This window comes from Woeseia sp. D3-10, from assembly GCF_055809415.1.
Genome location: NZ_JBVVTW010000007.1, coordinates 1780478 through 1795309 on the forward strand (window position 1 = coordinate 1780478; position 14832 = coordinate 1795309).

General features: G+C 54.3%; 9 protein-coding genes. 3 read left to right on the forward strand and 6 right to left on the reverse strand.

Features of this window, described 5'->3' with window-relative positions:
* Positions 1-4 precede the first annotated feature (4 nt).
* Positions 5-1513 (reverse strand): DUF1593 domain-containing protein, encoded by a 1509-nt coding sequence (locus tag AC0L8N_RS08500; RefSeq protein ID WP_473667202.1) that lies wholly within the window; start codon positions 1511-1513, stop codon positions 5-7.
* A 136-nt stretch (positions 1514-1649) separates the two neighbouring features.
* On the reverse strand, positions 1650-4526 hold the full coding sequence (locus AC0L8N_RS08505; RefSeq protein ID WP_473667203.1) for a TonB-dependent receptor: 2877 nt from the start codon (positions 4524-4526) through the stop codon (positions 1650-1652).
* Positions 4527-4928: 402 nt separating this feature from the next.
* Here AC0L8N_RS08505 and pelA point away from each other — a divergent pair, with 402 nt between their 5' ends.
* From pelA to AC0L8N_RS08520, 3 genes are all read left to right on the forward strand, one after another.
* Entirely contained in the window at positions 4929-6782 is a 1854-nt protein-coding gene (gene pelA, locus AC0L8N_RS08510) for a pectate lyase (RefSeq protein WP_473667204.1), read from the forward strand.
* 330 nt (positions 6783-7112) lie between these two features.
* A complete protein-coding gene (locus tag AC0L8N_RS08515; RefSeq protein ID WP_473667205.1) occupies positions 7113-8705 on the forward strand; it encodes an aldehyde dehydrogenase (NADP(+)) in 1593 nt (530 codons plus the stop codon).
* Positions 8702-10423 carry an IlvD/Edd family dehydratase gene (locus AC0L8N_RS08520; protein WP_473667206.1) on the forward strand — a complete coding sequence of 574 codons (1722 nt, stop codon included), beginning with the start codon at positions 8702-8704 and terminating at the stop codon, positions 10421-10423. The genes AC0L8N_RS08515 and AC0L8N_RS08520 overlap by 4 nt, the downstream gene beginning before the upstream one ends.
* 13 nt (positions 10424-10436) lie before the next feature.
* Here the strand turns inward: AC0L8N_RS08520 and AC0L8N_RS08525 are convergent, their stop codons facing one another.
* The 4 genes from AC0L8N_RS08525 to AC0L8N_RS08540 form a co-directional block, all read right to left on the reverse strand.
* On the reverse strand, positions 10437-11555 hold the full coding sequence (locus AC0L8N_RS08525) for a lactonase family protein (RefSeq protein WP_473667207.1): 1119 nt from the start codon (positions 11553-11555) through the stop codon (positions 10437-10439).
* A gap of 8 nt (positions 11556-11563) precedes the next feature.
* Positions 11564-12994 carry a GntP family permease gene (locus tag AC0L8N_RS08530; RefSeq protein WP_473667208.1) on the reverse strand — a complete coding sequence of 477 codons (1431 nt, stop codon included), beginning with the start codon at positions 12992-12994 and terminating at the stop codon, positions 11564-11566.
* A 525-nt stretch (positions 12995-13519) separates the two neighbouring features.
* The gene (locus tag AC0L8N_RS08535; RefSeq protein WP_473667209.1) at positions 13520-13849 is read right to left on the reverse strand and encodes a chaperone modulator CbpM; all 330 of its coding nucleotides are present in this window, start codon (positions 13847-13849) and stop codon (positions 13520-13522) included.
* Positions 13850-13852: 3 nt separating this feature from the next.
* Positions 13853-14806 (reverse strand): DnaJ C-terminal domain-containing protein, encoded by a 954-nt coding sequence (locus AC0L8N_RS08540; RefSeq protein ID WP_473667210.1) that lies wholly within the window; start codon positions 14804-14806, stop codon positions 13853-13855.
* Between the last annotated feature and the right edge of the window lie 26 nt (positions 14807-14832).

The window sequence follows — 14832 nt, forward strand, 5'->3', positions numbered from 1 at the left end:
AACTCTAGCTGACCGTAATAACCACGCGGGCGTAACGGGTCAGTTTCGGACTACCGCCATCCGTTACTTCAAGGATGACATGAATTGTTTCGCCTGCTTTAGCATCGGCAGGAACGAAAACGGAAGGGTCTCGCTGGTCCGCGTTCAAAATCTTGATCGACCCCGCATACGTGTCGGCCTCTTCGTATTGCCACCATCGGTAGGTGAAAACATCACCGTCTGGGTCGTCGGTTCCGGCAGCGCTGAGTTTGATCTCGGTGCCGGGAGCAAGGTTTAAGTCCGTTTCGTGGGCCAGCGCAACGACTGGCGGATGATTTGCATCCTCATAGGACTTTATTGACCAATCCGCGCGCGCGGCGAAGTCATTTTGCTGTGCGATTGACCAGCGCCAGATTGGCTTGAAAAAGGTCAGCATATCCGGATTGGTGTCGATTGAGTCGCCGGCGTTCAATACTTTCCGACCCCAAACTGTCTCCCGGTAGTACCGACCCTCTGGGTACTCATAGCCCTCATGAGGCGGCGGGTCGTACCATGTATTGTCGCGAACACGCACGTATCGGCCGCCCCAGCCGCCCCAGTCCGGTGACTCCATACTGCGCAACCCGGTTGGAATAGTATGCATGAATGCCGGGGAATCACCCTCTGCGCGGAAATCCCCCACGTGATACGCCCGGTCTTCTCCATCGTGCGCCTTATAGAGTGAACACAACGGTCCGTGATTCTCGAGGATGTTTTCCTTCATCCAGGGGGCACTGAAGTAGGACTGGTTTTGCTCTGGTTGAATTCTTTTCCAACGATAGGCGAATGCTTCGAACTGGTCCGAAATAATTGTCGTGATTCCGTACTTTCCCCACACCGGTAGGATGTAAGTCTGGTACGTTTCATCTTGTTCGAAAATGAAATAGAAGCGAATTTTCTCAGCCACTTCAGCCATCCTTTCCGGATGGTCTTCTTCGATGGTTTTCAAGGCTCTGGAAATCGTATTGATTCCACCCCACGCCTGCAGCCAGATCGGGTTCGGATCCGAATCGTCCAGCAATGTCCTGACGATTAACTGCGACCCTTCGGTCGCTGCGTCCATTTCGCCTTCCGCGCTGATATTGCCCATCGCATAACGCTCACGCAGGTATGTCGGCGTCGGGTAATCCGGGTCATGCTTCAACAGATTTGGGTAGATCTTTTCGTATGCTTCTAAGTACGGATCAATCCAGTCGTCGCCTGCCCACTCATGGCCTTGCCAGTGATACTGGGAACTTGAAGTTACGATAGCCTCAATGTCCCACTCGTTGGCATAGAGCAGGAACCTGACCATCGAACACTCATCATCCACCTCTCCATCGGTGGTGACTATTACGCGCGGCTTGTTGGGGCGGAGTTGAGTGACCGCGGAACCGGTCTCTGAACCGTCACTGGCTGAAGAGGTTGTTTCTTCTCTGCCACAAGCTTGTGTCAACGCAAGAATTGCGATTGTAAGGGAGACAAGAGAGGCAGTGGTAATCGTAGAGTTTTTCATCTGGCTCATTTTGTTTTGGCAGGCAGTAGATTAGACGGTGTTTCGCCACGGAACTGCTTTTAGAACGGCTTGTATCCGGAATAAATAAGGAGCCGCCTGAATCCAGGCGGCTCCTTATCCCAGTTCATTCGGGATTTTAGAACTCGGCACGAATACCGAAGTAGTAAGAGCGACCAAATGCTACCAGCCGTTCATTGCGCTCTGGAACACCGAAGTATGTGAACTCTTGTTCGTCCGTGAGATTCAGTCCTTCGAAGGTCAATACGAATCTGTCGTCCAGCATTGGCAGAGTGTATGACGCGCTCATATCAACCTGCGCCACGTCTTGTCTGATGCGATCATCCAAGCCATCTGGGCGTTCGCCCGTCGGATTTACCGTTTGGATGAAGCTATCACGCCAGTTGTAGGAGGCACGAATCGCGAAACGATCATTCTCGTAATAGGCAATCAAATTGTAGAGATTTGGCGACAGCCCTGTCGTTGTCGTGTCATCACTTGAATTTGCCTTCACATGCGAGTAGTTCGCCGCTACGCCAAATCCCTGGATCGGCAGGAACTCGTCCAGCGGAAGCGTCGCTGACAGTTCAATACCCTGCACCTCCAGCACCTCACCCGAGTTCACCGACTCATTGATCTGGACATTGGTGTCATACGTAAGGTTGCCGTATGCACTTGGATCCAGAGTGCTTAGATCGATGCCAAGCTGGCTGAAAGGTCCAAGGCGTTCCGTGCGCGAGATGAAACCGGTAATGACTTTGTAGAAGCCGTTTACGGCGAGTATTGCTCCTCGGTCAAAATACCACTCGGCCGCGAGGTCAACCTGATCGGCCTGGAATGGATTCAGGAACGGGTTACCTCGATTGGCTATAAGATTGACATTGAAGTCTGTCGCAGCCCGAAGCTCGCTCATGTTTGGCCGCACCATTGTTCGCGCAGCCGCCAATCGCAGTACTACATCGTCATGGATGTCATAAGCGAGATTGAAGGAAGGCAAAATATTCACATAGTCGCGTTCAACGAGAATAGGAGAGTCGCCTGGCGTTCTGTTTCTTGACTCCTGATCGGATTTCACGATCCGGACACCAGCGTTGAATCTCATGTCCCGCCCGAACAACTCATGAACGCTGTTCGATTCAACGAAGAGCGCTAACTGTTGCTCAGTTACGAACGGCGAATCCTGTGGGCGGGCAAATGCAGAGAGAAGCATCTGCTCACTACCATTGGTGATTACCGCATCCAGTGCGTCAAAATCGGCCGCGACAAAATCGGTCACAGCGCCTGCTGGCAGATCGAACGATGCGCCGAAATCAGGTGCGAGTTCCGAGAACAACTGGGTCGCTGCTTCGTTAGTGATGAATGTATTATTAGTAAAGTCACTAAAGAAGACATCACCGTTGAAGTTGTTGTTTCGATTGACTTCCTGACGCTCGAAATCTTCATAGTGGAGACCGAAACGAAGATTGTTTTCCTGATCACCCCACGTCGCTTCAAGATGAATCGACATGTTTTCTTCGTCCGTTTGGCTATTCAGATTACGCACCGACGACACTGTAGGCAGATCAACAGCGCCAGGCGTGCCGGCCGGGACGACCATGCCGTTTAACACTGGTAATACTGTGCCATCATAATTCGCTGAGTCGCGAACATCCTGGTCGGAAATGATGCTGGGGATTACGGTGTTGTAATCGAAAGTAACCGTGCTATCGACGATCTCATAGAGATAAACCAAGCGCCGGAAGTTGTATCGGGACTTGTTCATAGCCACATGTGCATCGAACGTTAGGTTCTCTGAGGCGCGCCATTGACCACTAAGTGCGAACTGCTCGAACTTGTCGTCATAGTTGAAATGGACATTCTCAGAACGGCGGTCGGCGTTAAGAAAGGTGCCAGTCAACAGTGTGTTGTTCGCCGTTGTCGTAATATCTACGGGTACCATGTCATTCGAGTTTCGCATTTCTACGTCAAGCTCAACCCGATGCTGAAACTCGTCCAGTCTGGTACTGAAGTAGTCAAAGTTCAGATCAAGGTCTTCATTTGGCCGGAACTGGAGAGCCAGGACATAGCCGGTCCTTTCGCGGTTGCCGAGCGTCAGGTCCGGGCGCTCGAGACGCGGAAGAATCACGCTTTCGAGTTCACCCTGATTCTGAACATCGGCGTCGTAGTCCCGACAGTTCTCGCGACTACCGCCCTCGCTGACGAAACCCGGGGCGCCGCCAGCGGCGATTTGCGCATCAAACTGTGAACTCTGCAGACCTGATTGGTTATCAACGATTCCGTCCCCATCAACATCCTGGAAGTGGAACCCTTGAATTACGCAACCATAACCAACGCCACCCCAACCGATCGTCTCATAGGCATCCAACCGGTAATCACGGTCGGAATAGGAAACGCCGGCCAGGATACCGAATCGGCCGTCAGCCGAGGTTTTTGAGATTAACGCGGATCCCCGCGGGGTTGTCTCGTCGGAGATCGTATTGGTGCCCGCCTGGATCGTAGCGGAGAGCGTGAAGTCCTCATCAAAATCGAATGGCCGGGCGTTGCGCAGGTTGATCACGCCAGAGACACCACCTTCGACATGTGAAGCTCGAGCCGATTTATCCACTTCGATCTTCGTAAACAGCTCAGACGGGAAAATGTCGAAATCAACGCTGCGGCCTTCGCTGGCGGTTGATAGTGGGACCCCGTTCAGGAGGACACGGCTGAAATCATCGGGCAATCCGCGCAACTGAATACGATTTCCCTCACCGCCATCCCGCTGGATGGCTACGCCCGGAATACGCTGCAACGCTTCCGCAAGATTCAAATCCGGAAACTTGCCAATGTCCTCCGCATTGATTGTCTCCCGGAAAGTCGACGAATCACGGCGATCGTTAATGGATGACGCCAGAGATCCAGCGAATCCTTTGACTACAATTTCTTCCAGCCGCTCTTCCTGAGCATTTACAGCACCCGCTGCCAGCGTCAAAGCCGTAGCTGCAAATAGTGCTTTCTGTTTGTTCCTAGGTTGTTTCATGTCCGCCCCCAGATGAATTTTTATTACTTTCTTCGATCAACCTGTCCGTACCGCAGCGTATACACAAATGGATGATTAGCGTATACATAAAGCCAAAGCTAACCCGTAATGAATAAAATCGCAAGTAATCGACTTTCGAATTTCTTTGTTCTAAGCTCCGAAACCTGAATATGGCCGCTGCAAGCCGCTCCAGCTGGAGCCCGCAGACCTGCAAGGGGGCCATTGCAGGGTACTTGAATGACGGTGCGAAGAGCGTAGCGCGCGTGTTTGCGCGCAGGACAGGCGGGCCCCGACACGGTTCGGGGCACATTCAGCAGCCTTGGCGGGGTCGCCACATTAGAACTCGCGACGGTCTCGCTTCATTCGTCGCACCGGAACCGCGCTCGACAGGATTTTATAGGCATGACAAGACTGATCTCAAAAACGGTATTCGTTGTCGCTCAGGTTTTCTTGCTAACTGCTCGGGCTGAAGACGTAAGGCTGACCGAAGTCAACTGGCACGGCGTTGGCAGCTACAAGATCGAAATGCCGATGGGCACTGTTTACTTCGAAAAAGACAACGGGGTTTCAGGCTTCAAGAGCTTTATCGACTCCGAGGGCAATGACTGGATCGCCTCCTACCTGCCACCCGGACCCCACGGTGATTTCCGCGGCTTTCCCAACAGCGTAGGCAATTTCGGGCACGCGGGCCGCGACAGTGGGTCGGTTACTCACGTCGTTAACGGGATCACTGAGGGCGACGTTGTTGTTCTCGAATCGACCAACGGGACGTTCACATTTCAGTATTGGTTCTTCGCAGACCGTATAGCGGTAAAGGTGCTCAAGTCAGAAGGCGATTACAACTTCCTGCTCGAGGCCGTCCCGGGAGGCACGGCGGACGCTGAAGATTACTTCGTAACGGCAGACGGCCAGAAGCACATCCCAACTCAAAGCGGCGAGTTCGACGACTTCACTCCGGAATGGATTTACGTCGGCGACCCAAAAGCCGCCGATGTGCTGTTCTTCGCCAAGACGCCGAATGACGATGCCCCGAACGAAAATCACCGCCAGTTTCGACCAGGCAATGTCCACAACATGGACCTCTATAGCTTTGGCCGAACCGGGAAGGAACACGACTACAAGGTCTACGGCATGAACGGCAATGAGCACATCGCCGTGATCGGCTTTACCAAAGCGGACCAGCCTCACAACGATATCGCTGCGATGATCGAGACTTTTCTGACCGCACCTTTCACGCCGGGTGTCTCTGCACGACCGCAATGGGATAAAGACGTTCTCACACACGAGGCTGCGTGGTACGGATCGGATGAAGCCCGCGCACTTGCAGACACGGTAGTTCGCTACCAATCCTATCAAGGTGGCTGGCCCACGAGCACCGACCTCGCGCGCCCACCGCTGACACCCGGCGATATTCCCGAACCCGGTGATGGTCGGGCCAACAGTATCGACAATGATGCGACAACCTTGCCGTTGGAATTTCTGGCTCGGGTCAGCAGCGCGACCGGACAGTTCGAGTACAGTGGCTCGTTCATTCGCGGCATCGACTACCTGTTCGCTGCACAGTATCCCAACGGCGGGTGGCCGCAGTTCTGGCCTTTGCGAGGCGATGAATACCAGTCGCGCATCACCTATAAGAATGACGCGATGGTTCAGGTCTTGAGCCTTCTGCAAGGCGTCGCCAGCGGCGAGGCTCCCTACGGTTTTATGGACGACACGCGGCGCAAGCAAGCTGCAGCCGCAGTCAAACTCGGAATTGATTGCATTCTAAAGACGCAGGTCAAACAGAATGGTCGGCTCACCGCCTGGGCGGCGCAACACGACGAACATACTCTCGACCCAGCCTCGGCCCGCGCATACGAGCCAGCTTCGCTCTCGGGTAAAGAATCCGTAGAAATCATTCGTTTTCTGATGAGTATCGAGAATCCTTCTACGGCAGTCGTTGCTTCTATCGAAGCCGGTGCTACCTGGTTGCGAGAAGTTGCAATTGAGGGCATGCGTCACGAATCCGTTCCGAATCCCGACGGACGACTGGACCGAAGGCTGGTGCCAGCCCCAGATGCCCCGCTGTTGTGGGCTCGATTCTACGAACTGGAAACTAACCGGCCACTGTATCTCGACCGGGACTCCGTCTATCGATACGAGTACTCGGAAATCAGCTACGAACGTCGCAGCGGATATAGCTATCACGGGGACTGGGCGGCAAGCCTGTTGGACAACGATTATCCACGCTGGCTAGCCAAAGTAGAGAGTCTATAAGAACCCTCTCCCTTTCGTTCCCGCCTTCGTTGCAAACCAGCACAGCGGCTGCGAATGACTTGAACGGATTGTTGCCTGAAATGAGCAGAGACTACCAAGTGAAATACGACACCGACGCTGCGCGAGACGAGATCTGCCATAGCTATCTCCCGTTGCATGCTACGGCCGGGATTCGCAGATGCTCAGAAACCGGGCGCGAAGAGTATCTGAGACCTCTACGAGCAAGAACTACTTACCGAAAGCGATGCGACTCCGTTCCCATACGGTGCTCCGAGTTTCCAGCCAATTTCGTCGCTTCAAAAGAAGAAAAGCAATCAAAAGGCAAAGTGAATGAACAACACAGGTTTTCAACTTATCAATGGACAGTGGCTGGAAGGCATGGCAGGCGCCTTCAGTAGCGTGAACCCGGTTACGGAAGAGGAACTAATTCCGAAAATCACCAAAGCATCGGAAGAACAGGTCGCTGCGGCCGTTGCAGCCGCTACAGAGGCAGCGCCGGTTTTTCGCAACCTCTCTATCGTTGAGCGTGCCGCGTTTCTTGAATCCTGCGCCGAGGAAATCGAAGCGCTTGGAGAAAAGTTATTCGAGGTAATCTGCGCGGAGACGGGGTATCCGTCGGCAAGGGCTCGCGGTGAAACAGCTCGCACCACGGCTCAGTTGCGCATGTTTGCGGACAGCATTCGCGACGGCAGTCATCTTGATATTCGAATAGACACCGCTCTTCCAGACCGACAGCCATTGCCTCGACCGGATCTCCGGTACATGAATCAAGGCATTGGTCCGGTTGTAGTCTTTGGTGCCAGCAATTTCCCAATGGCATTCTCAACAGCTGGCGGTGATACAGCCTCGGCGCTTGCCGCGGGTTGCCCGGTACTGGTCAAAGCGCATCCCTCCCATCCCGGAACCAGTGAATTGGTTGCCCTCGCAATTGCTATTGCCGTGCGCAAACACAAACTGCCCGCTGGCGTATTTTCGCTGCTGCTGGACGATGGCTTCGATGTGGGTCAGCAACTGGTTCTTTCACCAGACGTTAGAGCTGTTGGCTTTACCGGATCGCTGAAAGGCGGCAAGGCACTCTTTGATTTGGCCAACTCGAGACCCGAACCCATACCTGTCTTTGCTGAGATGGGGTCTGTTAACCCGGTCGTGTTACTGCCGCAGCGCCTGGAAAGCGATTGCGAAGAAATTGCGAAAGGTTTCGTCGGCTCTCTGACCCTTGGCACCGGACAGTTCTGTGTCAATCCGGGATTAGTACTGGCCGTCCGGTCCCCAGCCCTGGATCGTTTCTTGCGGTGTGTGTCGAGCGAGCTGAAAAGAATTGACGCTGGAGTCTTGCTGGACAAACGCGTGCACGCCGCTTATCAAGCAAACTCAACGGCAATAGCGGGCCACGAGAATGTCGAACTGGTTGCACACGGACAACCAGTTGAAAGCGACAAGGGCTTTTTCTGCCGCGCGCAAGTTCTGAAGACCTCCGCCAGCAACTTTGTTGACAAGCTCGCGATTCAGGAGGAAGTGTTTGGTCCCAGCTCACTTGTTGTTGAGTGCGTCAGTCTGGACGAGTTGCTTTCCGTCGTTCAAGGCCTGCAAGGGCAACTTTCCGCGACCTTGCACGCTGACGAAGTCGAACTGATTGAGAACCACACTCTGGTCGATGCTCTAAGCCAACGAGCAGGAAGAATAGTCGTCAATGGTTTTCCAACCGGCGTCGAGGTTTGCTCCGCCATGGTTCACGGTGGCCCCTACCCGGCATCCACTGACTCCCGCTTTACCAGTGTGGGCACTGCAGCCATTTTTCGTTTCATGCGCCCTGTCTGCTACCAGGGCTTTCCACAAGCGGCCTTGCCATTAGCTCTACAGGATGCAAACCCGCTGGGCATCAATCGCTCTGTCAACGGTGTAACCACCAGGGGTTCCTTATGAGTACCAAGAAAAAACTGCGCAGCCAGGAATGGTTTGGTGGCAACGACAAAATGGGTTTTGTCCATCGCTCATGGCTACGAAACCAAAGCTATCCGGATGACTATTTTGAGGGCAAACCAGTAATCGGCATTTGCAATACATGGTCAGAGTTGACGCCGTGTAACGGTCACTTACGCGAAGTTGCGGAATTCGTTAAGAAGGGTGTACTGGAAGCCGGTGGGTTTCCATTGGAGTTCCCCGTGATGTCGCTCGGCGAAACGATCATGCGCCCCACTTCCATGCTGTTTCGAAACCTCGCCAGCATGGACGTAGAAGAGTCGATACGCGCCAATCCACTTGACGGCATTGTGTTACTTACCGGTTGCGACAAGACGACGCCCGCAACTGTCATGGGGGCCTGCAGCGTTGATCTACCCACCATAGTGGTACCGGGTGGCGCCATGCTCAACGGGAAATTTCGTGGCGGTGAAATTGGGTCTGGCTCTTTTAACTGGCAGATCAAGGAAAAGAAGGACACAAATGAGTTTACCGTAGAGGATTTTCGCGAGGCGGAAATTAGCGTCGCGCGCAGCAAAGGGCATTGCAACACCATGGGTACGGCGTCGACGATGGCAACCATGGCCGAGGTCTTGGGGTTAACCTTGCCAGGCGCCTCGTCTATTCCCGCTGTGGACTCGCGCAAGAATCTGATGGCACATCTTTCGGGTCGACGGATAGTGGACATGGTCAAGGAAGACCTGACCTTGTCCAAGATACTGGTTCGCAAAGCTTTCGAGAACGCGATCGTGGCCAATGCCGCCGTTGGCGGTTCTACCAACCTGATCATTCACCTGCAGGCGATCGCCGGAAGGATTGGCGTTGATCTTGAGCTCGAAGATTTCGACCGGCTTGGCGGCCAGATTCCCCTGCTAGTGAACCTGATGCCGTCCGGGACCTTTTTGATGGAAGACTATTACTACGCAGGCGGGCTGAATGTCGTGGTGCAGGAACTAGGTGATTTGCTGCACAAGGAGAACCTGACGGTGAACGGCAAGGCCCTTGGACAGAATTATTTGAATACCAAATGCTATAACCGGGATGTCATAGCAACCCTCGAGAATCCGGTTCAACCGGCAGCCGGTATTGCCGTGCTAAAAGGCAATCTGTGTGAAAACGGCGCTGTCATTAAGCCATCTGCAGCCAGTCCGGAATTGATGAAACATACCGGTAGAGCGGTGGTATTCGAAAGTATCGAAGACTATCACCAACGTATTGACGACCCGGATCTGGATATCGACAAAGACAGTGTCATCGTCTTGAAAGGCGCCGGACCCAGAGGTTACCCAGGCATGCCGGAGGTCGGCAACGTGGACCTGCCGAAAAAGCTTATCCGGCAGGGCGTGCGCGACATGGTGCGCTTGTCGGATGGGCGCATGAGTGGTACCGCCTACGGTACGGTGGTGTTGCATATTTCGCCTGAGTCGGCGGTTGGCGGAACTCTGGCATTGGTTGAGAACGGCGACATGATCGAGCTTGACGTCGAGGAGCGGCTACTGCAATTGCACGTATCAGAAGTGGAACTGGAGCAGCGCCTGAAAAATTGGGAAGCGCCACCACCGAAAGCCGATCGGGGATACGTAAGGATTTACGTTGACCGGGTGGAGCAGGCACACAAAGGGGCGGATCTCGATATTCTGGTCGGAAGTTCGGGGTCGGATGTCGCGAGGGATTTGCACTAGCTGGGGTTGCTGATTACTCCACGAACAGAATACAGATGGCTGCGGGAACGCTGATAATTCGACCTCGCAGGTAGGTTAGCTCCCCGCTGTCCTGATCAATTGCGTGGACGGCGACGGTGTTGGAGTGTGCGCCGGCGGCCAGCAACCATCTGCCAGACGCATCCATATTGATATTGCGCGGCCATGCGCCGCGTATGGGTTCAACTTCAGTGACCGTTAGCTGGCCGATTTCCGGTTCAACAGCGTATGCCGTTACCGAATCATTGCCGCGATTTGATGAATAGACGAAACGGCCGTTTGGATGCACCAGAATCTCAGCGCCGGAATTGAAAGACTCTTTCGATCTTGTGGCGTCATCCAGAGCAGGCGTAGTCGTCAATTTGGTAGTCGTGCCGATATCGGCGTGATAGCGAAAGGTGGTTACGGACTGCGTCAATTCATTGAGCAGGTAGATAAAATTCCCGTTCGTGGAGAAACGCATATGCCTCGGTCCGCCTCCAGGCAAGGTTTCGGCAAATCCATGAGGGGAAATGGATTGCTTGTCAGTATCGACACGGTAGATGACGATTTGATCGAGACCCAGGTCCGGAACGAAGGCAAATCGTCCATCCGGTGAGTAACCCGTCCAATGTGGATGGGGAGCGGCTTGGCGGCGAGGATCCACTCCTGAACCACCTTGATGTTTCGTGACGGTTGCCTCGCCGAGCTCACCGTTCTCATCCAAAGGAAACAGCGCAGTCGAGCCATTGCCGTATTGCGCGGTAAGCAACAATCGTCCCGATGGGTGGACACTGATATGAGTACCGCTACCGTCACGGGTTGGTGACGTAGTGAATCTCGATAAGTCGCCGTCGTCGTTAATCCGGTATCCGGCAACGACGGACTCGCCGTCAATGACCGCAACAGCATAGAGCTTGTCTTTGTCCGGATGCAGCGCCAGGAACTCCGGTGTATTTATTTCGGCGACCAGTCGAGCTTCGCTGAGGACTCCCGAGTTGGTATCGAAGCGGGAATGATAAATGCCTTCGCTTATGTCTCCGCGGGTACCGAAGTAGACATGGACGCTATCGGCAAGGGCAAACTGAGCCAGCGCCATTAGCAACAGGCTGACGTTTAACTGAAACCGGATCATTCGGATTCCTATGGCAAAAAATTGAGAGAAAGGAACGTAGAGAACAGCAGGATTTGGAGCAGCCCGACGATGCCCATCAAGGCGTACATGACGGTCCACGACTTAAGCGTTTCAGTTTCGGTGAATCCGCTCATTTTGCAGACGACCCAGAAACCGCTGTCATTCATCCATGAAACGATCATGGAACCGAAACCTATGGCAAGGAAAATATAGACAGGATGAAACGGCAAAGTCATGCCGTCGATGACACCTATCATGATGGCCGACGCGGTTATCATTGCGACGGTTCCGGATCCCTGCGCGGACTTCATAACGGCAGCGACTGTGAAAGCGAGCAGGATCAAGAGCATCCCCGGAACGCTGCTACCGATCTGATTTTGGATGAGCTCGCCAATGCCGGAGTGACGGATCATCGCACCGAAGGCGCCTCCTGCTGAGGTAATCAAAATAATAACGCCGGCTGACGCCACTGCAGGCTCGAGCGAGTTCATCGCTTCGCTGATCTTCTCACGACTTTGTCGCAATAGAATTGCAATTGCGACTAAGGCGGAGGTGAGCATTGCGATGTTGCGATTACCGATGAACTCGAATGCCTGCAACATACTTTCGTCGACTCCGGGACTACCGTTCGCTATCAAAGATGCGTTAACGGCTTCAGCGATCGTGCTGGCAGCGATCATCGCGACTGGCAGCACTATAGGCAAAACCGACAACCAGAACGGTGGTAAGTCGCTGTCTGCTTTTCTGGACTTCTCTGCGAGTTCTGATAAGGGCAATTCTGCGGTTTCCCGTAGTGGAATAGGCATTCGCTTTCCCAGCCAGCGCGCCCAGTAGTAGCCGACCAACACCGCAGGCAGGATGCTGAATGCAATACCGGCAATGATCGTTGTGCCCAGGTTTAAGTTCAGGTTCGACGCCATAATGAGGGGTCCTGGTGTTGGAGCAACGAGACCATGCGTCAGCACCCCACCTGCGCAGATAGACATGACATAGAAAACGTAGCTGCCGCCTGTCCTGACAGCGAATGCTTTTGCGAGAGGAATAAGCAGGTAAAAAACTGTATCGAAGAAAACCGGGATCGACAGCACATAGCCACTGCTCAGCAATGCGGCGGGTGCACGTTTAACACCGAGTAGTTTCAGGAACCTTCGGGCAATGACATCGGCGGCGCCACTGTCCATGAGACATTTGCCGATGATGGATGCTGCAACGATGACAAATCCAATTGCCGCCGCCGTATTGCCGAACTCTCGAATGGACAGATCAACAGCAGCGACCGCTGCATTACCCTGTGCTCCCGACCTACCAGGCGACAACCAGCCAACGACGAAGGCTGCGAACGTCAGTGCCAGGAATGGATGAATTCTGAATTTGATAATGGTGACGACGACGAAAGCGACGCCAACCAACAGTACGAAGAACGGATAGAACTCATTCATGGAATTTTCGACTCACTGATACTGAGTGTTACCTGCGCGTCTGCGGCCCCGCGTCAGCAGGGATTTGCAGGGTCCGGGAAGACTGAGCAGTCTTTTTCTTCGTTTTTCTTCGGATTTTTAGTAATTTTTACGTTACCACATTGATCGGTGCCTTCCAACGAGAATTCGCGGACACGCTGAACGATGGAATTCGGAGGGCCACAGGCACGGAATTAGGGAAAGCGCACGCCGCCCGGACATTCATGCCGGATAAACGAATCAAGGTCGCAGGCAGGATGTAGTCCACCAGTAGAATAAGGCGGGGGAAAGACTGCAGCCTCTGTTCTAGCCAGAGGTATTCCCGGCGCGCCGGCTGCGGACCCCGACCGCCGCACGGATGGGTGCTCGGTCCCGGCCGCTGGCGATGGCGATGGCGATGGCGATGGCGACTACAGTTTTTGGCAACAGATAGCCGAACGGCCAAAGAGTGAATTCAGCTAATGCCTGTATTCCAGAGCGGCGCTCAACACCCTCGATAGTACCGGCTTAAGACGTTTCGGATTCCTCAAGCCTGTTCAGGCGTTGACGTAACTGCTGCACTTCATCGAGCAGGTCCAGTACGAGAGCAGCACCAGCCGGGTTCAGTCGCAGATCACGGGATAAACGCTCGGCGACCACCACACGTCTGACGCTGTGGCCGCTGAATCGCCACTCGGCCGGTTCATTGCCCACCGGCTCCACCAAGCCTTCGTCAACCAGTTGCACGACCCGCTCGCTGGTCACCGTGCAAACCCTGCACAAATCTGAAAGCGACATCTCAACCCGGGTCTCAACAATTTCGCTCTGCAGGACGATATTCCGACTGTCGTTGCTCATTGCCTAGGCCTCCTTTTGCCGCCGCGGATCGAAGTTAAACGCGCTCGCGAAATCACGATACGCCTTCTCCTGACCAGCCGTCTCCGCTCGCGGCAGGGCGATTTGCAGGACCGCGTAAAAATCTCCGGGTTCTTTGCCTGGCAGCCCTCGCCCCTTGAGGCGCAGCTTTCGCCCTGCCTTTGAATGCGGAGGAATTGTCAGGTCAACATCGCCTGCCGGTGTCGGCGTCTTGACACTGGCGCCGAGCTCCGCCTCCCATGGTGCTACCTGCAAGTTCAGGTAAACGTCTTTGTCTTCGACGTAAAACGTCGGGTGCGGTCGAAACGCAATCTCCAGCAGCAAATCGCCACTTTCTCCACCACCGGCACCCGGTGAGCCTTGCCTGGCGAGGCGAATGTGCTGGCCGGGCCGCACTCCTTTCGGAATTTTCACGTTCAGCGTCCGAGTGCTCAAAGCCGGCCGGCCGTCGTCGCCGATCACCGTGTGCTTCAGTGTCACACTGCGGGTCGCGCCGCTGTAGGAATCCTGCAGATCGATTTCGATCTTTGCGAAGGCATCCTCGCCGCGAGCGGAAAACGGCCGATGATCAGCCCGAGTGTAACCTCCGCGAAAATCACCACGGCCGAACAGCGTCTCGAAGAAATCGCTGAAGTCCTGAGCACCGCCCTGCGACGCGTTGCCCCCGTGGAATTCGAAACCCTGATCCCAGTTCGGTGGCGGCCGGAAGTCCTGACCGGATTTCCAGTCAGCGCCCAGCTGATCGTAGGCAGTACGCTTCTCGGGATCTTTGAGAACGGCATAGGCCTCGCCCACTTCTTTAAAGCGCAGCTCGGCATCCGATTCTTTACTGACATCAGGGTGATACTTGCGGGCAAGCTTGCGATAAGCACGCTTGATTTCGTCCTGGGTGGCGTCGCGTTTGACGCCCATCACCTTGTAATAGTCTTTGTATTCCATAACGCAACACTATTGGGTCACCCGGC

Bases quoted from the DNA above. Each gene is read 5' to 3' on its own strand.
- AC0L8N_RS08520 (WP_473667206.1), top strand. From the start codon at position 8,702: ATGAGTACCAAGAAAAAACTGCGCAGCCAGGAATGGTTTGGTGGCAAC.
- AC0L8N_RS08525 (WP_473667207.1), bottom strand. From the start codon at position 11,555: ATGATCCGGTTTCAGTTAAACGTCAGCCTGTTGCTAATGGCGCTGGCT.
- AC0L8N_RS08505 (WP_473667203.1), bottom strand. From the start codon at position 4,526: ATGAAACAACCTAGGAACAAACAGAAAGCACTATTTGCAGCTACGGCT.
- AC0L8N_RS08500 (WP_473667202.1), bottom strand. From the start codon at position 1,513: ATGAAAAACTCTACGATTACCACTGCCTCTCTTGTCTCCCTTACAATC.
- AC0L8N_RS08540 (WP_473667210.1), bottom strand. From the start codon at position 14,806: ATGGAATACAAAGACTATTACAAGGTGATGGGCGTCAAACGCGACGCC.
- AC0L8N_RS08535 (WP_473667209.1), bottom strand. From the start codon at position 13,849: ATGAGCAACGACAGTCGGAATATCGTCCTGCAGAGCGAAATTGTTGAG.
- AC0L8N_RS08515 (WP_473667205.1), top strand. From the start codon at position 7,113: ATGAACAACACAGGTTTTCAACTTATCAATGGACAGTGGCTGGAAGGC.
- pelA (WP_473667204.1), top strand. From the start codon at position 4,929: ATGACAAGACTGATCTCAAAAACGGTATTCGTTGTCGCTCAGGTTTTC.
- AC0L8N_RS08530 (WP_473667208.1), bottom strand. From the start codon at position 12,994: ATGAATGAGTTCTATCCGTTCTTCGTACTGTTGGTTGGCGTCGCTTTC.